Here is a 19,921-nt window from a genome sequence, read left to right as displayed (position 1 = left end):
GTGGGGGGCAAGGGGGAGAAAAAATTACCTCTTTCCCCTCTGCCCAATGCCCAATGCCCCATGCCCAATGCCCAATGCCCAATGCCTAATCTATCGCCTCATAATCAACTTGTGCGGTACTTTCTTCGTCAAAATCAAAGTTGAATTGTGGTATTAGTGTGCCATTCATTGGTGAGTCCATTTCTGGCGTCAACAGACTAGCTGAAGCCTCCTCAATCTCATCACTTTGGTTGTTAGCTCGATTGTAGACATCAGCACCAATTGCAAGCAGGGTTTGTTGGAAGTCGTCTAGGCGCTGCTTAAATTCCACTGTGGAGACACTGGAGTCAATCATGGCAGCTTGAAGTTGTAAAACTTTTTCACTGGCCAAAGTTTTCATTTGGTCGCCAATAAAGTTGCCATTATCCTTGATGGTGGATTCGTAACTGAATAACAGATTATCTGCTTGGTTTTTGAGTTCAACCAGTTCTTTACGTCTTCTATCTTCTTCGCCAAACAGTTCGGCCTCTTGGCGCATCCGTTCGACTTCGTTGGTACTCAAACCACCTGTATTGGTAATGCGGATACTTTGTTCTCTACCTGTACCTTTGTCTTGGGCAGCAACCTTCAGGATGCCGTTGACATCGATTTCAAAGGATACTTCAATTTGAGGCACACCACGGGGAGATGGGGGAATTCCTGCTAGCAAAAACTTGCCGAGACTCTTGTTATCTCGTGCCATTGCCCGTTCACCTTGGAGGATGTGAATTTCTACCGAGGTTTGCCCATCAACTGCTGTGGAAAAAACTTGTGACCTACTCGTAGGAATTGTGGTGTTGCGTTCAATGATTTTGGTGAACACTTCACCCAAGGTTTCAATTCCCAAGGACAGAGGGGTAACATCCAATAATAAGAGATTATCGACTTCGCCACCCAATACACCTGCTTGGATAGCAGCTCCTAATGCTACAGCTTCGTCAGGGTTGATAGAGCGATCGGGAGCTTTGCCATTGAAAAATTTAATTAGCGCGTTTTGGACTGCGGGAATACGGGTAGAACCACCTACCAAAATAATCCGATCTATGGCTGCTGGTTTGAGATCCGCATCTTTGAGCGCTTGGATCATTGGTTCGATGGTCGCTTCAATTAAATTAAGTGCGAGTTCTTCAAATTTAGAGCGGCTAAGTTCCATCTCCAGATGCTTGGGGCCGGTGTCATCGGCGGTGATAAACGGCAAGTTAATCGAAGTATTCACCATAGTGGAGAGTTCAATTTTTGCCTTTTCTGCTGCTTCCCGCAGGCGTTGTAGTGCCATCTTATCTTTGGAAATGTCGATTTTTTCCTCTTGCTGAAAGCGTTCCATCATCCAACGCACGATCGCATTATCAAAGTCGTCTCCACCTAAGTGGTTGTTACCACAAGTAGCCTTAACTTCAAAAACGCCATCCCCAAGTTGCAGGATAGATACATCGAATGTGCCGCCTCCCAAGTCGAATACTAAAATTAGCTGCTCTTGGTCTTGCTTTTCCAATCCAAAAGCTAAAGCCGCAGCCGTTGGTTCGTTGATGATTCGCAGAACTTCTAATCCAGCAATGGTGCCAGCATCTTTAGTTGCTTGCCTTTGGGCATCTGTAAAATATGCGGGTACGGTGATCACTGCCTGAGTCACCTCCTCACCCAAGAAATTTTCCGCATCCTGCTTCAGCTTTTGCAGGATCATGGCGGATAGTTCTTGTGGGGTATAGTTTTTTGAGCGAATTTGGACATCAACGGTATCGTCTCGACCTTTGACACAGTTGTAGGGAACGCGATCGCGTTCTATTTCTGTGTCTTCCCAACGCCGACCGATAAATCTTTTAATACTGTAAATGGTGTTTTCGGCATTGGTTACGGCTTGGCGCTTTGCCAATTGACCAACCAAGCGATCGCCACCCTTGCCAAATCCCAAAATACTAGGAGTAGTGCGTCCACCTTCAGAACTAGCGATCACAAGTGGCTGACCGCCTTCCAAAACTGCGACGCAACTGTTAGTAGTGCCTAAGTCGATCCCAATAACTTTTCCCATATTTGTCAGTATTTTTACTGAGTTTCTCTGCTGTAATATGTCGCGGACTAACTTTTTTGCTTTGAATCAAGGCTAGCGGATAACGTCTGTGGAACCCCTATTGCTGGTAGCAAGAGAGAAGTTGAAACACAGAGAGTTATCCAAAGCCTTGTCCAAGTTTTAGATACGCGATGCTCGTCCTTGCTAGAACTCAGGCACTTTTGATCAGCGAGGCGAGCGACTACAGCTTAACTCAACTGATCTTCCTGTGCAGAAGGTGTATCTTCCTTTGGAGCAGCTACTTTGACCATTGCATGGCGCAGCACGCGATCGCCCAAGTAATATCCGCGCACTAACTCTTCTAACACTGTTCCTTCAGGATGTTCATCCGTAGGTTCCCGCATTACTGCTTCATGAAGGTTAGGATCAAATTCTTGCTCTTCAGGACGCATTGGTGATACACCTAAGCGTTTCAGGCTATCTACTAATTGTTTGTAAACGCCTTGGTAACTTTTGTGCATCGTCATTTCGGCATCAGATTGCGGTTTGAGGTGCGATCGCGCCCGCTCAAAATTATCGACTACTGGCAGCAATTCCAGAATCGTGTTCCGCTTCATCTGCACCTCTAGCTCTTCTTTTTCTTTGCTAGTGCGTTTCCGGTAATTCTCAAAATCAGCGGCAATCCGCATATATTGAGTACTACGCTCTTCTAGTTGCGTTTTGAGAGACTCGATTTGTTGAGTCAGTTCTGCCAAAGCTGCTGTTTCCACTTCAGTTTTCTCAGTTGCGGCGACATCATTTTCTGAATTGAGAGTAGCCGTATCCCCCGGTACATTGGTTTGGGCTGCCACTTGCTCAGTAACCTCGCTGCCAGATTCATTGAAATTAATTTGGGCTGGGGAGTCACTCTTCATTGCTTGCTTTACCTCTGTTGGTTCACCCAATTGCTGGCTTGTGTTGTTTATCTGTTTATTTTCATCCATTATTGTCCACTCGTTCCAGATGCTTTTGATGGCAGTGTATCTCCACAGCTTACAACCGTCGTCATCCACGACTTGCTACTGAGGCTGATTTTATTGCCGACAGCTTTCTGGAACTGATGTAACTCTTATTGTGACAAATGGCGAACACCTTAGCCCAGACCCCACTAAGGCGGGAATCCGAATGAGTAATTTAGAAGAGTGGCGCCGAATATCCTCTCAGACCTTTTGGAAGAAGGGGAATTATGGTTACTGAGCTTCGCCTGCCGTGAGTCCTTCGATCCTTCGGCAAGCTCAGGGTAAGACTCGCCGAAGGGTCGAAGTATTGGTTTTTTTACTCAGCACTCGTTACTCAGGACTCAGCACTCTTTCGGTGATTTAGGACTTTTTTGGTAAATGAGAATTCTGGCTCACAGTAGGGGAATACTTTAAGCAGAGGTTTCCCCTACTCATTGCTCATTTATGACTTCCTCGTCACCACAACGGCGCAGTACCGCTCTAACAACCAGAACAGAGTTTTCGCCCTTCGGCAACAAGCTAGTGCAATCTGGCTATGTCAATACCGACCAGATGAGGCAGGCACTAATTGAAAGCCGCAAATCTGGCAGACCCTTAACGGAAGTACTAGAGTCAATAACTGGTCAACAACTATCGCCTGAGTTGCTTAGGCAATACAAAAAACAGCAGTTATTTGAACTTAAAATACTATACGGTGTTGAATTTCTCGATCCGGAAGTCAACTCTGTTGGCAACACGATGATGGGGAACCTGATTGAAACCCTGATCCCAGTGGATATCTGCCGCCGCCATCGTTTAGTACCACTCTCAAAACACGAAGACCAAACCCCGCCCTCAGTTTTAGTGGCGATGGTCGCTCCAGATAATTTAGAGGCTTCCGATGACCTGAACCGCATTTTGCGCCCCCAAGGCTTGGCATTGCAGCGGATGGTGATTACACAGGAAGACTACCAACAGCTAATCAACCAATATCTGGATGAAATGGCTGTTAAGCAAAAGCACCTGGAACAAGAAAAGTTTACAGATATTAATCAGGATTTAGAAAACCTCGGAAATCTTGATCTTGAGGATGCGCCTGATGATATGGAGGCTGATCTAGGGGCGGCAATGAAGGGTGCAGAGGATGCCCCAGTCATCAACCTAGTCAACAGAATCCTGGCTAAAGCCTTGCATGAGAAGGTTTCTGACATCCATATCGAACCCCAAGAAGAAAACTTACGCATTCGCTTTCGGAAGGATGGCATATTGAGCGAAGCTTTCCCTCCCCTCCCGAAAAAAATTATCCCGGCGGTGACAGCCCGATTTAAAATTATCTCCAATCTAGACATTGCTGAACGGCGTATACCCCAAGATGGACGCATCCGACGGATGTTTGAGGGACGTAAAGTAGATTTCCGGGTCAGCACCTTACCCAGTCGTTACGGGGAAAAGGTGGTGCTACGGATTTTGGATAACTCCTCTACCCAATTGGGATTGAATAAGTTAATTACCGATCCGGAGACTTTGCGTATTGTCCAGGATATGGTTAGCCGTCCCTTTGGTCTAATTTTGGTGACTGGGCCAACTGGTTCTGGAAAAACAACCTCGCTGTATTCTGCATTGTCAGAAAAGAATGATCCCGGTATTAATATTAGTACTGTGGAAGACCCAATTGAGTATAGCCTTCCAGGGATTACTCAAGTACAGGTGATTCGGGAAAAAGGGCTGGATTTTGCGACAGCTTTGCGGGCTTTCTTGCGGCAAGATCCAGATGTGCTGCTGGTGGGTGAAACGCGGGATAAAGAAACGGCAAAAACAGCAATTGAGGCTGCCTTGACTGGTCACTTAGTATTAACTACCTTACATACCAATGATGCCCCAGGAGCGATCGCTCGTTTGGGAGAAATGGGTATTGAGCCTTTCATGGTTTCCAGTTCCCTAATTGGCGTTTTAGCTCAACGTTTGGTGCGGCGTGTCTGCTCTGAATGTCGCATTCCCTACACTCCTAACATCCAGGAATTGGCTCGCTATGGTCTATCAGCTTCCTCAGATGTCACAGTCACCTTCTATAAAGCTAACACCTTGACATTAGCAGCGATCGCGGAAGCCAAAAGTCAAAATCAGCTTTGCCCAGTGTGTAATGGTATCGGCTACAAAGGGCGTTGTGGTGTTTATGAAGTCATGCGAGTTACCGAAAACCTGCAAACTCTCATCAACCAAGAAGCACCCACGGAACGTATCAAGGAAGTGGCAATAGAAGAGGGGATGAAAACCTTACTGACTTACAGTTTGGATTTAGTACGCCAAGGTTCTACCACCCTGGAAGAAGTAGAACGAGTGACGTTTACTGATACGGGTTTGGAAGCCGAGTTAAAAGCCAAACGTAAGACTGGTCTCACCTGTCTAACTTGCGATGCCACATTGAAACCAGAATGGCTGGATTGTCCCTACTGTATGACATCTCGGTTTCAAAATTAGTCATTGGTCATTAGTCATTAGTCATTGGTCATTGGTCATTGGTTCTTAGTTATTGGTCGATGGTTAGTAACTTTAAACAAATGACAAAGCACAAAGGATAAATAACAAACATTAAAAGGAAGCAGAACTATGGAAATGATGATTGAAGACCTGATGGAGCAGTTGATTGAAATGGGTGGCTCGGATTTGCATTTATCCGCAGGTTTGCCTCCCTACTTCCGCATCAGTGGCAAACTCACCCCCATAGGTGAGCATATATTGACGGCAGATCAATGTCAAAGGCTGATTTTTAGTATGCTCAACAACACCCAGCGTAAAACCTTAGAGCAGACCTGGGAGTTGGATTGTTCTTATGGTGTTAAGGGTTTGGCTCGCTTCCGGGTCAATGTCTATAAAGAACGTGGTTCTTATGCTGCTTGCTTACGGGCATTAAGTTCTAAGATTCCTAACTTTGAAAAATTAGGTCTGCCAGATGTGGTGCGGGAAATGACAGATAAGCCCAGAGGGCTAATTCTGGTAACAGGCCCTACAGGTTCCGGCAAGACAACTACCCTAGCGGCAATGATTGACTTGATTAACCGCACCAAGGCAGAGCATATTTTAACGGTGGAAGACCCGATTGAATTTGTCTACGAACCAATTAAAAGCTTGGTTCACCAACGACAACTGGGTGAAGATACTAAGAGCTTTGCTAATGCCTTGAAAGCGGCTTTGCGGGAAGACCCAGATATTGTTCTGGTGGGGGAAATGCGCGATTTGGAAACGATTTCTTTGGCGATTTCTGCTGCGGAAACAGGACACTTGGTATTTGGTACTCTACACACTAGTTCCGCCGCCCAAACTGTTGACCGGATTATTGACGTTTTCCCCCATGAAAGACAAACCCAAGTGCGGGTGCAGTTGTCCAACTCATTAGTAGCAGTATTTAGCCAAACCTTGGTACCCAAGAAAAACCCTAAACCCGGTGAGTATGGCCGGGTGATGGCTCAAGAAATTCTAATTGTCACTCCTGCTATTTCCAACTTGATTCGAGAAGGCAAAACATCTCAAATCTACTCAGCCATCCAGACTGGCGGCAAATTGGGGATGCAAACTCTGGAGAAGGTTTTGGCAGATTTTTACAAAGCAGGAACGATCTCCTTTGAAGCGGCGATGTCTAAGACTTCTAAACCAGATGAAATTCAACGTCTCATGGGTACTGCTCCACCACAAGCAGCAGGTGCGAAACCAGGTGCGGCAGCCGCTAGAGCGCATTAAAGGAGGACAAGGGACAAGGGAGACAAGGAGGACAAGGAGAACAACAATACCCAATACCCAATGCCCAATACCCAATGCCCAATGCCCAATGCCCAATGCCCAATACCCAATACCCAATACCCAATGCCCAATGACTATTTTGTAATTTACTTATGCCAACCTATGTTGCCCGTGTTAGAGACTCTCAAGGAAAATCCCGAACAGAAAAAATTGTTGCGGAATCCTTGACGCAAGCTCGTACTAATCTCAGAGATCAAGGTTTTGTAATCCAAGAACTCAAACAATTTCAAGGATTTAATTTTGACTTAAAAAAATTCCAGACTTCCTTAGTTAAGGTTTCTGTAAAAGACAAAGCCGTTTTTTCGCGTCAATTCGCTGTTTTGATGAATGCAGGAGTTGCGATCGTTAGAAGTTTGGGGGTACTTTCTGAACAGTGCAGTAATCCTAAACTGAAACAAGCTCTTGTGGAGATTAGCACCGATGTTCAAAGCGGAATGAATCTTTCAGAGTCAATGCGGAAGCATCCTGACTGCTTTGATGGATTATATGTGAGTATGATTCAAGCTGGCGAAGTTGGTGGTGTTCTAGACGAAGTATTGAATCGTTTAGCCAAGTTGTTAGAAGATGTTGCCCGCTTACAAAACCAAATTAAATCAGCATTGTCTTATCCAGTGGTCGTGGGTTTTATAGCAGTTGCGATCTTCCTCGGTATGACCATTTTTCTTATTCCCATTTTTGCGAAGATTTTCGTAGAAATTGGAACTACATTACCACCTCTAACGCAATTCCTGATGGATGCTAGTCTCTTTTTGAGAAGTCCGAAGGTTTTCGTGCTTATTGGTATTCTTGTAGGACTAAAATTTGCCTTTACACAATACGGTAAAACTCCTGTTGGTCGCATAACAATTGATCGTTTTTCCCTGAAGATGCCGTTGTTTGGTGACTTAATTCAAAAATCTTCGGTTGCTCGTTTTAGTAGGACTTTTGGTTCTTTGACTCGTTCAGGTGTACCAATTTTAACTTGCTTGGAAATTGTTCGAGATACATCAGGAAACCAAGTAATTGCTAATGCCATAGATGCAGCCCGTTTAGAGATTCAACAAGGAGGCATGATTAGCATTGCTTTACAAAAAGATAGCGTTTTTCCGGCTATGGCAATTCAGATGATTAGTATCGGCGAAGAAACTGGAGAATTAGATGCAATGTTGATGAAAGTTGCCGATTTCTATGAAGATGAAGTTGAACAAGCAGTAAAAGCAATGACCAGTATTTTAGAACCAGTGATGATTGTAGTTCTAGGGGGGATGGTTGGAACCATTTTGCTAGCGATGTATCTGCCTATGTTTGCAGTATTTGAAAAGTTGGGATAGGGAAATTAAAAGTTAGGAGTTAAGAGTTAGGAGTTAAAACTTGTGTTTATAACTTACAACTTATAAATTTTATTCTTAACTTATCACTCCTAACTACTCACTATTTAATAAACTATGATTGTGCAAAAATCTCACTACGAAGCGAGTTTGGCAGAGTACAGCAATCATCTAGCTGCGATCGCCTTACTAAAGCAATATCGACCATACTTGGAAATGATTCCCAGTCTGCGCCGTCCAGATGAAAGTGTCATCACTATACCCTTGCCCATTGTTCGTCTTCGCAACACTGCTACCACAGCCCCACAAACGATTTGTTTACCCTGTGATGTGGCAATTTTGATGTGCGATCCAGAGTGGAAAATCAAAACTGAAGCAGAAATTTTAGTCTTTATTCATCGTGCTCATGAAGACTTTTCTGATTTGTTAGGACGTTGGCGACAAACCCAAGTTTTGCTAGACAATGATTATGAGTGGTTGATGCCTCTGTGCCATAGTCATATTTTAAGTCAGGGTTCTAATACTATCTATCCTCTGTTTGTCGTTTTTAGTGAGACTTTAGAACGCATCCAAAGAGGTTTAATAGGAGCCGAACTTCCATTTATTTTGCAAACACCAGATTTGCTGCTTGAGGAGAATTTCATAGATATTTGATATTTTCTCTCCAGAAAATCCACCAGATTAGAAAAAGTTAGGAGTTTTAAATTGCAAATTTTGAACAAAACCAGAGATTTTTAAATCTCAAGTTTAGGTTTTTAACTTTTAACTTTTAACTCCTAACTCCTAACTATTACTTAACAAATTGGGGCATAATTTCGGCAGCAGTGAATATTCCATAGATGCCGCGTTGGTGCAATTGTCTACCAGCTTTGAGATAGCCGAAAGCTGGCCCGCAGACATTGGCTGCCATACTGGTTTCATCTCCCAGAGTAAAGGTATGGGTGGAAATCTTTCCTTCAAAAGTGCGCCCTGTTACCTTAACGTTGGTGCTGAGGGGCTTTTTGGGATTGCGAGTATCAACTACACCACCAACAGTAACGCGATCGCGATCGCAAATTCCCGCTACTTCTAACATCACATCATCAGCGTGTTCCATATTAGTCAAGGTAAGCACGCCATTAGTTTTATCTAGCAGTGCTTCTACATCCGCGTCAGTCATCGCTTTAGCAGTTTCCACTGTGTAACCAGGCATGTGGCCAATGTCTTCCCGAACGGTGGCACGGTAAGCTTCCCAGTTAGCAATTCCCACCCCGAAGGTGATTTCGACTTGATGAATTTCGGCGTAGCTTTGGGCGGCTAATGCGGCGGCGGCGGTTAACAATCCCGGTGTAGCACCACAGCCTGTCATGTAGGTAATTCCGGCTGCTTGCAGTTCTTCTTTCATCCCCAGTAGTTGTTCTACAGCAGTGGTGCGCTTAATGGCATCCACTAGCACCCCACGCCAACCTGATTTGATAAACTGCTTGGCTACAGTGGGAATAAAGTCATTTGGCAAGTTGGGTAAAGCCAGAAAATACCCATCTACAGGTTGAGCTATTTCGATTAAATCCTGAATACTTTGATTTGTTAATGTACCAACTGGTTCTAAGTAACCTACCGAACCTTGGGACTGGTAGGTTGCAATGGATTCTTCAGTATTTAAACCCTCAGCAGCGTAAGCGTAGCCTTTTTGATCTGCGGCTGCGACTAAAATCATTTCACGTTTGCCAGCAAGTAGCTTGGCGGCTGCTTGTCCTAGTCCGCCGAAACCTAATACTCCCACGCGGATAGCTGGCGAAATATTTAGAGAATTTTTTACTTTTTCGGAATTCATAGTCAATTAGTTAAGTTGAATCAAAAGCCTTTAGCATTCGGCATCTCAGCTTCCGGCTTGTAACTGGTGGCTGATGGCTGATAGCTCAAAGCTATAGAGGTTAATTATGATTCATTATCCTGGGTTATTTGGCTGACTGATGTTTTTTTATGTAAGCTACTTGGACAGTATCAAAAATTAACTTTCATCAACAAGCAGCAGCACGCTTTTGTACAAAGGTTCAGCAATCCAGAATCCTGCTTGGTTAATCAGAGCATCTAGTAAGGGTTTCACAGCAGAAATCAGCCTTTGACTTTTAGCTTCAACCAAGATCCCTAAAATCCCTGTGTAACCAAGATTTAGCCTAGCCGCAATCATGCGACCACGACGTTCATCAATCAAAACTTGATCTGCTTTCATTTCCACTGCTAGAGCGATCGCTTCAGCTTCCCCAATATCCAGTTCATTGCTAAGTGCTTCAACCAGTATACGATCTTGAACTGGACGAGTTTGAATCCAGATAAAAGTTTGTACTTCAGTTGCACCTGCAACCGGAAAGTTGGGATCAGTCAATTCTCGGTAGACAGCTTCAGGAATTAGGACTGTTCCGTAAAGCTGTTGTAGTAGATGAAGATGGTTAATGGCGGCGAGGTTATTGATGGGCGAAGTATCACTGACAATGATCACAGTCTACCCATCGCCCGCAAGTTCTTTATATCCTGTTCAAAATCCTCGACCCCGTAATGCACTGAAATTTGACGACTTGCGAGTAGATGTTGAAATGCTATACGATTCATCCCTGCAAACCGACTGGCTTGAGCAAGGGTTAACTTTTCTTTTTGAAAGAGCATCACCGCAATTTCCTGCTTCATTTCGCCTTCAGTCATCCGAGTTGCGGTTAATATTTCATTAGGAATGACGACGCTCATAATTACAATCCTCTCTATCACTACTATTCTAAGCAGCTTGGCGATCGCCAAGTAATAATCAGGTAAATAAACCGAACTGTATCCTTTTTGTAAATCTTGTTCATGTAATAATGTAACGCTTTGTTCTGGTTTGGGAACTCTAAGAATAATACTTCAAGGCTGAACACGGTTTGTATGGCAATAAAGGATGTTTTCGCAGATTTCGAGGGAGATGATTTCGTCACTCCCAGAATTATTCGTGCTACTCGCAGTTTTAATGGTCAAGGTATTTCACTTTATTACTATATTTATGGTGAAGATTCTGATGGGCTTATTGCTGGTCTAAAACTAGACTTTTTTAGAGACGTTCGCTTCACTAACTTTAAGAAACCTCATTCAACAGAAAAATATAAACCTTATTTTGATAAATTTATTGCTGGATGGTATTGTAGCCACGATGATGTGTTGCAATGTTTTGCATCATCAAATTCAGTAGCAAAAGTTCAATTAGACAAGATGGCTAAACATTGGGGAATTCCTGTAGAGCGATTTATCAATACCTTGTTACTTGCATATATGTTGTTGTGGGATGCTGAGGATGATGGCTGGCTTGATGGCTCTGATTGGGAGGGCGGAGATTTCAGGGGTTCTTTGCCTTCAGCAAAGCGATGAAGCGTTTTGCGAGTTAGGCGGCGTGATAAATTTGGACAACGCTACATACTAGATTTCACGCTCAAATGGCAAAATAAAACTACGATCATTCGCAGTGCTTGGATTATCAAAGAAGGTTTTGATGTCTCAACGTTAACAACCTGTTATCCTCTGTAATATCTGGAAGTGATACAAGATGAATAAAAGTAGAATTGAGTTATTGGATGTAGTAGCACTGACAGTTGATCTACCTGAATACAACTTGTACCGTGGTCAAGTTGGCACAGTAGTAGAATTATTAGCTGATGGTGCTGCGTTTGAAGTTGAATTTAGCGATCGCTCTGGCCGCACTTATGAATCTGTCGGTTTACGCCCAGAGCAATTTATGGTACTACACTTTGAGCCAGCATCCCCTGAGTCAGTCCCGGAAATGGTGACAGCCTAAGCGATAGCACCCAGAGCGATGCCTACGCCTACGCAGCTTTATTAAATATTCTGAAATAAAATTATATCTATAAACCTTCCGCAAAATATCCGATTATGGCGATCGTTGTTTCCCTTAACCTTCAAGCGATCGCCTACGGTAATTTTGAGTGCGATCGCCCATAATCTATAATTAATAAGCTGGTTAAAATGGTCAATGTCACGAGGATTTGAAAAATGGACGTTGAAAAGCTTAGTGGCAAAACAATAGAGATATCAGACATTACAGCCTGGAATAAAAATGGACAAAAACTTTTAGTCTCAAAAGTTAGAGCCAGAGACATTGTAGAAGATATTACCGCAAAAGTAGAAGAAATTCTTAAGTTCGAGTATGAACATAATCGAATCATAATTCCTTTTGCTATGACCGCTACCCGTGAAGACATTAATTTTTTTAAATGGGATGGTAAAAATCTAGAAACTATATATACCTTCCCAACTCATGAAGTTATGTCTGAATACGATTCAGAATTTAGCAAAAAAAGGATTTTTGAGTATTATCTAGAAACATTAGTTGAGGGATGGTTGAGAGATTTAGCTTACAACTGGAAAACAGAGAATCCACCTAAAAACCAAGAATTAACGCAGATAGGTTTTGTAGAAAAGCTTGCAGATGCAGCACAGTAGAGGAGAGCAAATCTAGTGATTACGCTCTATATTGAAACTAATTTTTTCATTACTTTTGCTAAGAACCAAGATAAAAATTCTGAGGATTTAGTGTATTCTAAATTTTCTGATAAAATGTCACTAATAAAAATTAGTACCCCTTCAATTTGTTATATGGAATCTCTTTCTGTACTAAAGAATGAACGGAACAATAGCAATCGTTTTAAAGACAACTTGGATACAGAAATAACTAAACTACAAGGAGATATAAACTCTCAAAACTCTAAAGAAATTCAAAAATGCCTTGAAGAAGCAATAATTAAGAACAAAGCCAGAATTAATGACATTAATATTCGACTTTTTAAAGTTCTTGAATGGGCAGCTAATAATGTAGAATTAATAAATTTAGAATCATCTATACTCATTACCAGCCTCAATCAACAATTCATTCCTGATCCGACAGATAACTTAATTTTACATTGTATCCTTGCTCATGCTAAAACATCTTCAGATGATCAGAAAGTTTTGTTGAGCGGAAATTCTAAAGACTTCGGTACAAAAGAGATTAAGCAAGTATTGGGTGCAGCAGGAATACAAAAATATGTTGCAAGTACAGGAGACTTTTTAGGATGGTTGCAGTCAATTTAATTATTAGATTAGAGAGCGATGCCAAGATAGATAAAGAGTAAAGAGCGAAATAATGCTAAAAACATTTAGAGCTTGGTTGAAAGGAAGTCGTTTAGAGTGGATTGATGATGTACCGACATTGGGAGAGCAACAAATCCCAGTTCATGTGACATTGCTGGAAAATGAATCAGTCATAGATAAACAAGGACGGGGACAAAGAATGGCTGAAATATTAGAAAAGCTTGCTGTAGTTCATTTCCGGGACGATAAAACGTGCTGATCGATAGGAATATTATTATATATTCTGCTCAACTAGAAAACGCCCAATTGAGAGTGACTTTAGGTGATGCAATTATTGCCGGCACTCCTTTGGTGTCTCGACTAACTTTGATAACAAGAAATATAGATGATTTCCGTTGGATTACACAAGTGAGATTGTGGAATCCGTTTGAGTTTGATAAAACCCAGTTAACAGAAAAGTGCGTAGGCGTAGCCCGTCGTAGACATCGCTTACGGTAATTTTGAGTGCGATCGCCCATTTATGCAAGAGGCCTAATAATTTTAGTTGGTGTAATACTCAGAAATTAGTTGTTATTATTGCTTTTTGGACTAGGCAAGGCAGTCGAGTTCCTAACTTTTTTGAGTGCGATAAAAATGTCGTAACGGTTACTGCGATTGTCACTGACAGAAGATGTCATCCCAATTGAGCGCGTTGCAGCTAGCAAAGATTGTTGATTGGGAATTAGAGTTGGTAAAGGGAAATTTTTCACAGTTCGCTCCACGTCCAGGAAAAATTGACCATTTGTCGGATTTGGTTCTGTTGGAACTGTTTGTTGGAAGGAAAGAGTGCTAGCTAGTGTGTTATTGGGTTTGGGAACAATTTTATCAGTGATGGGAGCGCCCACTACTAGAAAGGCGATATCTTTATCTAACCAGCCGTGGGTGGCAGTTAAGGTACCATAAGGTGAAACCCAGTTAACAACAGGTTGACCTGCAACTTTCCCCGACTGGACTTGGAACTGATATTGATTTTTCATCACTTCATCGAGCTGTTTTATGGATGCTTCAGCTAATTTGCGTAGGCTTTGCCCGCCGTAGGCATCGCTTGCCTGTACCATAAACACTAAACCCGCAAGAAAATCATCTGGTGAACCTTGTTTTGGAGTAGTCGGAATTAGTGATAAGGAAAACTCGCCTTTCATCCAACTGAGCAAATCCTTATCTAAATCGAGATCGGTAAGAGATTTTATACCACTTCTGATCTGTTCTGGTGCGATCGGCGAGAGGGGATTTCTCTGAGATGTCAAAACGTAGTCTCCCCACAACCTTTGTAAGTTACCGCCAGAAAGCATCATTAAGGTTTCGGCTGGGACGCGGCTTTGCATTTTCCCAGCTTTGTTTTCCACCGTCAGCACACGTTGACTATTAGGGTTTAGCCAAGAAACGCCCTTTAAGCGGATTCCTTCTGGCTCTAAGGTAATTGTCCCTGCTAAACCTTGGTTATTTTGAAGTTGAGCCAAAACTTGAGCAGGTAAACGGCGGTTTGGAGAAGACGCGGCTATTTTGGCTGCTGTTGGCACATTTACGTAAAACTGGGCAAAAGGTTGGTAATTGGCGATTTTCGGGAAATTCTCAACAAAGCCCCCTATTGTGGCTAGGGATGTTTTACTTTTGTAGGCGTCGATCGCTCGTTCTGTGGCTTTGGGGCTATCAGTTATGACTAAAAAACGCCCATCTAGTGATGCTGCTGAGAAGTTTTCTCCTGCTTGTCCCTGATTTTGTTTAATGGCGATTCCTTGATAAGTACGGTCAATCCATTTGCCTTGTTTAAGGGTTTTGAGTTGTGCCAAAATGCTTTTGGCAATTTCTGGGTTTTTCACTGGCAATACCATTACCATCGACTGCTGATCACTCGCAGCATCTTCATTGGTGGTAACTGGTTTAGGTGCAGGTTTACTCGCTGTTGCTGGGGCAAGAATTGCGATCGTAACATCATCGCCTACCCAAGGAGCAATATCTTTCTGGAAGTTGTAACCATTATTAGTCAGAAAGCGATCGCGCAACTGAACTAAATTTTTGTCCAATTCTGCTTGAGTTTCTTTTGTCCCAAACTCCCGCAATTTCTGCCACTGCTGGGGATCTGTTGTCAGGGAAACCGCAAACAGGGCATCACTAGGAATAATATTTGCACCTACTAACAAATCGCTCCAAGATGGTTCTCTCTGGGCTAACAACCAGTATGCTGCACTCCCAGCACCAATCAACAACCCAGCAGCCGAGAGCGTCAGCACCAGAGACGGTTTCTTATTTTTCTTCATCGGAACAGACATAAGAGGCGGTGCCATTGAAACCTATACCTCATACTTGCAAAATTATTACTTGCCTGATCAGTAAAGTACACTGACAGGCTTACCCATTCTTGAGGGCAGTCAATTATATTAAATTTTTCCACCCTCGATATTGATGATACTTCGGTAATCAACTTTCCTTAGTCTTTTAAAAGCTATGTTTTTGGCTTAGTATTTTTATACTTGCAACTCAAATCCAGGTAATATATCTTCTCCAGAAACAATTGCTGGCATTTGTACAACTTCTACAGCTTTCAAAAGTCGGTAAATTTCAACTTGACGATCTTGAGGATTAATCAGCCAACCCAAACGCAGACCATTTTTAATGTATTCCTGCATTTTCTCTTGAATCGGTGCAAGCCTGTCTGTCTCCGATCGCAGTTCAATCACAAAGTCGGGTACAAGTGGCGGAAATTTTTTTCGTTGTTCTGGTGTTAAAGCTTCCCACCGCTCCAATTTTACCCAAGCAGCATCAGGAGAACGTTTTGCACCGTTGGGAAGTATAAAGATAGTTGAAGAACTAAAAACTTTCCCTAATTTAGCTTGACGATTCCAAATTTCTAAATCAGCGATCAGTCCAGCCTCTTGATTTCCGCTTTCTCCTCCTACTGGTGGCACAATTATTAATTCTCCGGCTGCATTCATTTCCAGGCTTAAATCACGATTGGCAATACACAATTGATAAAATTGCTCATCGCTTAAATGAGCAATCGGTTTTAGATTTAGCACCACAGTATTCATTAAACCTTTCCTCGTGTCTTTCTTGCTAACATCAGTAGGAAATTCTTGCTTGTTGGAAGATGTGTAAGAATTCAGCACCCAGGAGTCAGAATTCAGAATTTAAAAGGAATGCAGTATTATCGTGAAGGAAATTTATGTATGAAGTATCGTCATAAAGGACGCTCGATCTGGGGAGGAGTACAAGCTCTGTCCCAGTCTCTCCCCTGCTCCCCGCTCCCTGCTCCCCTGCCTCCGGCAGTGACTCCTGAATTCTTACGAAGATTTCTTGAGGTGTAATTTGTAACTCTCCTATACTTGCAACTCAAATCCAGGTAATATATCTTCTCCAGAAACAATTGCTGGCATTTGTACAACTTCTACAGCTTTCAAAAGTCGGTAAATTTCAACTTGACGATCTTGAGGATTAATCAGCCAACCCAAACGCAGACCATTTTTAATGTATTCCTGCATTTTCTCTTGAATCGGTGCAAGCCTGTCTGTCTCCGATCGCAGTTCAATCACAAAGTCGGGTACAAGTGGCGGAAATTTTTTTCGTTGTTCTGGTGTTAAAGCTTCCCACCGCTCTAATTTTACCCAAGCAGCATCAGGCGAACGTTTTGCACCGTTGGGAAGTATAAAGATAGTTGAAGAACTAAAAACTTTCCCTACTTTAGCTTGACGATTCCAATTATTCAAGTCTGTAATTAAATCTGCTTCTTGATTTCCGCTTTCTCCTCCTACTGGTGGCACAATTATTAATTCTCCGGCTGCATTCATTTCCAAGCTTAAATCACGATTGGCAATACACAATTGATAAAATTGCTCATCGCTTAAATGGGCAATCGGTTCTAGATTTAGCACCACAGTATTCATTAAACCTTTCCTCGTGTCTTTCTTGCTAACATCAGTAGGAAATTCTTGTTTGTTGGAAGATTTTCATCTGGATTACTCGTTTCTACTTTTGGGGTTGCCGTAGAAATCGCTTCTGTAGGTAAATTAGTCGTAGTTCTTTGGCGATACGCGTAGGCGTAGTAGCCCGTCGTAGACATCGCACCACATTATGGCTTTTTACTGATTTTTAGAATTTAATTGCATAGCCCCCAAATATTTAATTAAATAAGGCGAAAAAACTTCATAAATTAAAGTTAGTGGCTGTCCATAATGCCAAAACAGGTAGTGGCGTCCCCAAAAAGGCCCAGTTACATCAAAACCAGATTCTAGCGCCGATGAGTCACCGTAGTAAATTCCTCGAACATCCCGATACAACTCTGTGCGAAGACGAGCTAAACTTGCCCAAATTGGTAATGAGCGATTTTGCAAATACTCATCTACATGACTGGCTTCCCACCAAGAAGCAGCATAGGCTAATCGCTGACCAGAAGCAGTACGCAGCCACACTTGTCGCCTTAGTCGTGGCCCTGGCACAGCTTGGATTACGTCAGGGGCATTATCCAAATCCATGCCAATCAATGACATATCAATGACATCCACTTCTGTAGGTTCACCTGTGAGTAATTCTAAATGTCTCGTCGGTGAGCCGTCACCCAAAAGCATTAGCTGCCAAGCTGGTGCCAGCTGAGTGTGAGGCAAACTTTGTTGAATTATTTCCTCCCCTCCTTCCCAAATCGGAGTAAGGCGATGCCAAGCTGTTGGCAGCGTTAAGTTGTTTGTCGCCGTAAAAGTAATAGTCAATGCTTTTTACAAAACTTCATCTATCTCTATAAAAGCATAAAAAACCCTAGCTATACCCAGATTTAAGGGTCAACAGTCTAAGGTTTTGACCTTGACTATTGACCCTTGATTAATAAACAAAATATGCGGATGGCGAGACTCGAACTCGCAAGGCAAAGCCACACGCACCTCAAGCGTGCGCGTATACCAATTCCGCCACATCCGCACGGGTTGTCTAAAGATAGACTATAGCATAAGAAAATAATTATAGTAAGGTGATATCTAAGTTATTTTTCTCAAAAATATAAATTTTCTCAAGGCGGTATCAGACTGACAGAAATCTAGCATCTGCACAAGTCATATTAAAAAGGGTAGAGCTACTTACTATGTTCGGCTGCGATGTCTAGGACGATCTGTGACGCTCCTGCGTCTACGCTATCGGTGAGGCCAAAGCCCAATTTAGGAAGCTAGCCAAGACTTACAGCCGCAATGTTGTTAGTGTAGTAAGAACCGTAGAGGCAGCAAGCCTGCAATATGCGAGTTTGCTTAGATCGGGGTGGCAAATCTCCTGTGATAATTTGAAATAATGCGAAAGTGTTATTTGAAGTTGGATCAGAGAAAATACCAACTACTGGTAATGATATCGAAACTAAAAAATGAAGTTTGACAAAATATTAATTGCCAATCGGGGAGAAATTGCCCTTCGCATTCTCCGCGCTTGTGAAGAAATGGGGATTGCGACAGTTGCGGTTCACTCTACCGTTGACCGTAATGCCCTCCATGTCCAGCTTGCTGACGAAGCGGTTTGTATTGGGGAACCTGCTAGCAGTAAAAGTTATTTGAATATTCCCAATATTATTGCTGCCGCATTGACGCGCAATGCGACTGCCATTCATCCAGGTTATGGCTTTTTGGCAGAAAATGCCCGGTTTGCGGAAATCTGTGCCGACCATCATATTGCTTTTATCGGCCCAACTCCAGAAGCTATCAGGCGCATGGGGGATAAAGCCACTGCCAAAGAAACGATGCAAAAAGCTGGAGTACCAACAGTACCAGGTAGTGAGGGGTTGGTAGAATCTGAGGAAGAAGGATTAGGATTCGCTAAGGATATCGGCTATCCAGTGATGATCAAAGCCACAGCCGGGGGCGGTGGACGGGGTATGCGCTTAGTTCGTTCTGAAGACGAATTTGTCAAACTTTTTTTGGCAGCCCAAGGGGAAGCAGGAGCAGCATTTGGTAATTCTGGCGTTTATATAGAAAAATTTATTGAACGTCCCCGCCATATTGAATTTCAAATTTTGGCGGATAACTACGGTAATGTTATCCACTTGGGTGAACGCGATTGCTCTATTCAGCGCCGAAATCAAAAGCTACTGGAAGAAGCCCCCAGTCCGGCTCTCGACCAAGACCTACGTGAGAAAATGGGAGAAGCTGCTGTAAAAGCTGCCCAATTCATTAACTACACTGGGGCGGGTACTATCGAGTTTCTCTTGGATAGATCGGGTAAATTCTACTTTATGGAAATGAACACCCGGATTCAAGTAGAACATCCTGTAACAGAGATGATTACTGGGATAGATTTAGTTGCCGAACAAATTCGGATTGCCCAAGGGGAAAGACTTAAGCTTACCCAAGAGCAAGTAGTGTTGCGGGGTCATGCGATCGAATGCCGGATTAACGCCGAAGACCCCGATCACGATTTTCGCCCTTCTCCTGGACGGATTAGCGGCTATCTTCCCCCTGGAGGGCCTGGTGTTCGGATTGATTCCCACGTTTACACAGATTACCAAATCCCGCCTTACTACGATTCCTTGATCGGCAAGTTAATTGTTTGGGGGCCAGACCGACCTACTGCTATTAACCGCATGAAACGCGCACTCCGGGAATGTGCCATCACAGGATTACCCACCACTATCGGGTTTCATCAAAAAATTATGGAAAATCCGCAGTTTTTGCAGGGTAATGTCTATACAAATTTTGTGCAGGAGATGAACGGTTAAGGGAGTGGGGAGT

Annotated in this window: 21 protein-coding genes, 1 tRNA gene and 1 pseudogene; 12 read left to right on the top strand and 11 right to left on the bottom strand. The window is 43.0% G+C overall.

The features are described 5' to 3' along the window. Window positions 1-85: 85 nt before the first annotated feature. On the bottom strand, window positions 86-2,044 hold the full coding sequence (gene dnaK / locus F8S12_RS36010; protein ID WP_196521135.1) for a molecular chaperone DnaK: 1,959 nt from the start codon (window positions 2,042-2,044) through the stop codon (window positions 86-88). Window positions 2,045-2,271: 227 nt separating this feature from the next. Next, window positions 2,272-3,009: a nucleotide exchange factor GrpE gene (gene grpE / locus F8S12_RS36005; RefSeq protein ID WP_196521136.1), complete on the bottom strand. Its 738-nt coding sequence runs from the start codon at window positions 3,007-3,009 to the stop codon at window positions 2,272-2,274. A gap of 456 nt (window positions 3,010-3,465) precedes the next feature. On the opposite strand from grpE, the gene F8S12_RS36000 reads away from it, so the two are divergent. From F8S12_RS36000 to F8S12_RS35985, 4 genes and pseudogenes are all read left to right on the top strand, one after another. Continuing rightward, window positions 3,466-5,478 (top strand): GspE/PulE family protein, encoded by a 2,013-nt coding sequence (locus F8S12_RS36000; RefSeq protein ID WP_196521134.1) that lies wholly within the window; start codon window positions 3,466-3,468, stop codon window positions 5,476-5,478. A gap of 126 nt (window positions 5,479-5,604) precedes the next feature. Continuing rightward, window positions 5,605-6,735, top strand: a pseudogene (locus F8S12_RS35995) (type IV pilus twitching motility protein PilT); the annotation flags it as partial. A gap of 152 nt (window positions 6,736-6,887) precedes the next feature. After that, window positions 6,888-8,105, top strand: a complete 1,218-nt coding sequence (locus F8S12_RS35990; protein WP_196521132.1) for a type II secretion system F family protein — start codon at window positions 6,888-6,890, stop codon at window positions 8,103-8,105. Between the two features lie 114 nt (window positions 8,106-8,219). Next, window positions 8,220-8,756: a hypothetical protein gene (locus F8S12_RS35985; protein WP_196521131.1), complete on the top strand. Its 537-nt coding sequence runs from the start codon at window positions 8,220-8,222 to the stop codon at window positions 8,754-8,756. Between the two features lie 136 nt (window positions 8,757-8,892). On the opposite strand, the gene bioU is transcribed toward F8S12_RS35985, so the two are convergent. The 3 genes from bioU to F8S12_RS35970 form a co-directional block, all read right to left on the bottom strand. Continuing rightward, window positions 8,893-9,915 carry a (S)-8-amino-7-oxononanoate synthase BioU gene (bioU, locus tag F8S12_RS35980; protein WP_196521130.1) on the bottom strand — a complete coding sequence of 341 codons (1,023 nt, stop codon included), beginning with the start codon at window positions 9,913-9,915 and terminating at the stop codon, window positions 8,893-8,895. A 177-nt stretch (window positions 9,916-10,092) separates the two neighbouring features. Beyond that, a complete protein-coding gene (locus F8S12_RS35975; protein WP_196521129.1) occupies window positions 10,093-10,581 on the bottom strand; it encodes a DUF3368 domain-containing protein in 489 nt (162 codons plus the stop codon). Beyond that, window positions 10,578-10,823: a UPF0175 family protein gene (locus F8S12_RS35970; protein WP_196521128.1), complete on the bottom strand. Its 246-nt coding sequence runs from the start codon at window positions 10,821-10,823 to the stop codon at window positions 10,578-10,580. Before F8S12_RS35970 ends, F8S12_RS35975 begins: the two co-directional genes overlap by 4 nt. Window positions 10,824-10,997: 174 nt before the next feature. On the opposite strand from F8S12_RS35970, the gene F8S12_RS35965 reads away from it, so the two are divergent. From F8S12_RS35965 to F8S12_RS35940, 7 genes are all read left to right on the top strand, one after another. Then, the gene (locus F8S12_RS35965; RefSeq protein WP_196521127.1) at window positions 10,998-11,474 is read left to right on the top strand and encodes a hypothetical protein; all 477 of its coding nucleotides are present in this window, start codon (window positions 10,998-11,000) and stop codon (window positions 11,472-11,474) included. A 6-nt stretch (window positions 11,475-11,480) separates the two neighbouring features. Beyond that, on the top strand, window positions 11,481-11,630 hold the full coding sequence (locus F8S12_RS42560; RefSeq protein WP_442946849.1) for a DUF6883 domain-containing protein: 150 nt from the start codon (window positions 11,481-11,483) through the stop codon (window positions 11,628-11,630). A 19-nt stretch (window positions 11,631-11,649) separates the two neighbouring features. Then, entirely contained in the window at window positions 11,650-11,898 is a 249-nt protein-coding gene (locus tag F8S12_RS35960) for a DUF4926 domain-containing protein (protein ID WP_196521126.1), read from the top strand. A gap of 215 nt (window positions 11,899-12,113) precedes the next feature. After that, a complete protein-coding gene (locus tag F8S12_RS35955; RefSeq protein ID WP_196521125.1) occupies window positions 12,114-12,563 on the top strand; it encodes a hypothetical protein in 450 nt (149 codons plus the stop codon). A 15-nt stretch (window positions 12,564-12,578) separates the two neighbouring features. After that, the gene (locus F8S12_RS35950) at window positions 12,579-13,190 is read left to right on the top strand and encodes a PIN domain-containing protein (protein WP_196521124.1); all 612 of its coding nucleotides are present in this window, start codon (window positions 12,579-12,581) and stop codon (window positions 13,188-13,190) included. Between the two features lie 52 nt (window positions 13,191-13,242). Then, entirely contained in the window at window positions 13,243-13,449 is a 207-nt protein-coding gene (locus F8S12_RS35945) for a hypothetical protein (RefSeq protein WP_196521123.1), read from the top strand. Continuing rightward, entirely contained in the window at window positions 13,443-13,688 is a 246-nt protein-coding gene (locus F8S12_RS35940; protein WP_196521122.1) for a hypothetical protein, read from the top strand. The genes F8S12_RS35945 and F8S12_RS35940 overlap by 7 nt, the downstream gene beginning before the upstream one ends. A 65-nt stretch (window positions 13,689-13,753) precedes the next feature. On the opposite strand, the gene F8S12_RS35935 is transcribed toward F8S12_RS35940, so the two are convergent. The 6 genes from F8S12_RS35935 to F8S12_RS35910 form a co-directional block, all read right to left on the bottom strand. After that, entirely contained in the window at window positions 13,754-15,514 is a 1,761-nt protein-coding gene (locus F8S12_RS35935; RefSeq protein ID WP_196521121.1) for a DUF3352 domain-containing protein, read from the bottom strand. Window positions 15,515-15,694: 180 nt separating this feature from the next. Next, window positions 15,695-16,258: a Uma2 family endonuclease gene (locus F8S12_RS35930; protein WP_196521120.1), complete on the bottom strand. Its 564-nt coding sequence runs from the start codon at window positions 16,256-16,258 to the stop codon at window positions 15,695-15,697. Between the two features lie 288 nt (window positions 16,259-16,546). Then, window positions 16,547-17,110: a Uma2 family endonuclease gene (locus F8S12_RS35925; RefSeq protein ID WP_196521119.1), complete on the bottom strand. Its 564-nt coding sequence runs from the start codon at window positions 17,108-17,110 to the stop codon at window positions 16,547-16,549. Beyond that, complete coding sequence (locus F8S12_RS35920) at window positions 17,110-17,286, bottom strand: hypothetical protein (protein WP_196521118.1); 177 nt, start codon at window positions 17,284-17,286, stop codon at window positions 17,110-17,112. Before F8S12_RS35920 ends, F8S12_RS35925 begins: the two co-directional genes overlap by 1 nt. Window positions 17,287-17,305: 19 nt before the next feature. Beyond that, a complete protein-coding gene (locus F8S12_RS35915; RefSeq protein ID WP_196521117.1) occupies window positions 17,306-17,929 on the bottom strand; it encodes a chorismate lyase in 624 nt (207 codons plus the stop codon). A gap of 124 nt (window positions 17,930-18,053) precedes the next feature. Next, window positions 18,054-18,134: transfer RNA gene (locus tag F8S12_RS35910), tRNA-Leu, on the bottom strand. Window positions 18,135-18,564: 430 nt separating this feature from the next. Here F8S12_RS35910 and accC point away from each other — a divergent pair. Further along, on the top strand, window positions 18,565-19,908 hold the full coding sequence (accC, locus tag F8S12_RS35905) for an acetyl-CoA carboxylase biotin carboxylase subunit (protein WP_196521116.1): 1,344 nt from the start codon (window positions 18,565-18,567) through the stop codon (window positions 19,906-19,908). The last annotated feature ends 13 nt before the right edge of the window (window positions 19,909-19,921 follow it).

Origin of the sequence: Nostoc sp. WHI, from assembly GCF_015714725.1 — a bacterium.
Taxonomy (GTDB): domain Bacteria; phylum Cyanobacteriota; class Cyanobacteriia; order Cyanobacteriales; family Nostocaceae; genus Nostoc.
The sequence above is the reverse complement of the archived record's forward strand: the minus strand, read 5'-3'. Positions and strand labels throughout refer to the sequence as shown.

Excerpts from the sequence above, each read along its gene's own strand:
- F8S12_RS35990 (WP_196521132.1), top strand. The coding sequence starts at position 6,888 with ATGCCAACCTATGTTGCCCGTGTTAGAGACTCTCAAGGAAAATCCCGA.
- dnaK (WP_196521135.1), bottom strand. The coding sequence starts at position 2,044 with ATGGGAAAAGTTATTGGGATCGACTTAGGCACTACTAACAGTTGCGTC.
- F8S12_RS35945 (WP_196521123.1), top strand. The coding sequence starts at position 13,243 with ATGCTAAAAACATTTAGAGCTTGGTTGAAAGGAAGTCGTTTAGAGTGG.
- F8S12_RS35930 (WP_196521120.1), bottom strand. The coding sequence starts at position 16,258 with ATGAATACTGTGGTGCTAAATCTAAAACCGATTGCTCATTTAAGCGAT.
- accC (WP_196521116.1), top strand. The coding sequence starts at position 18,565 with ATGAAGTTTGACAAAATATTAATTGCCAATCGGGGAGAAATTGCCCTT.
- F8S12_RS35985 (WP_196521131.1), top strand. The coding sequence starts at position 8,220 with ATGATTGTGCAAAAATCTCACTACGAAGCGAGTTTGGCAGAGTACAGC.
- F8S12_RS35925 (WP_196521119.1), bottom strand. The coding sequence starts at position 17,110 with ATGAATACTGTGGTGCTAAATCTAGAACCGATTGCCCATTTAAGCGAT.
- F8S12_RS35965 (WP_196521127.1), top strand. The coding sequence starts at position 10,998 with ATGGCAATAAAGGATGTTTTCGCAGATTTCGAGGGAGATGATTTCGTC.
- F8S12_RS35920 (WP_196521118.1), bottom strand. The coding sequence starts at position 17,286 with ATGTCTACGACGGGCTACTACGCCTACGCGTATCGCCAAAGAACTACG.
- F8S12_RS35970 (WP_196521128.1), bottom strand. The coding sequence starts at position 10,823 with ATGAGCGTCGTCATTCCTAATGAAATATTAACCGCAACTCGGATGACT.
- F8S12_RS36000 (WP_196521134.1), top strand. The coding sequence starts at position 3,466 with ATGACTTCCTCGTCACCACAACGGCGCAGTACCGCTCTAACAACCAGA.
- F8S12_RS35935 (WP_196521121.1), bottom strand. The coding sequence starts at position 15,514 with ATGGCACCGCCTCTTATGTCTGTTCCGATGAAGAAAAATAAGAAACCG.
- bioU (WP_196521130.1), bottom strand. The coding sequence starts at position 9,915 with ATGAATTCCGAAAAAGTAAAAAATTCTCTAAATATTTCGCCAGCTATC.
- F8S12_RS35955 (WP_196521125.1), top strand. The coding sequence starts at position 12,114 with ATGGACGTTGAAAAGCTTAGTGGCAAAACAATAGAGATATCAGACATT.
- F8S12_RS35960 (WP_196521126.1), top strand. The coding sequence starts at position 11,650 with ATGAATAAAAGTAGAATTGAGTTATTGGATGTAGTAGCACTGACAGTT.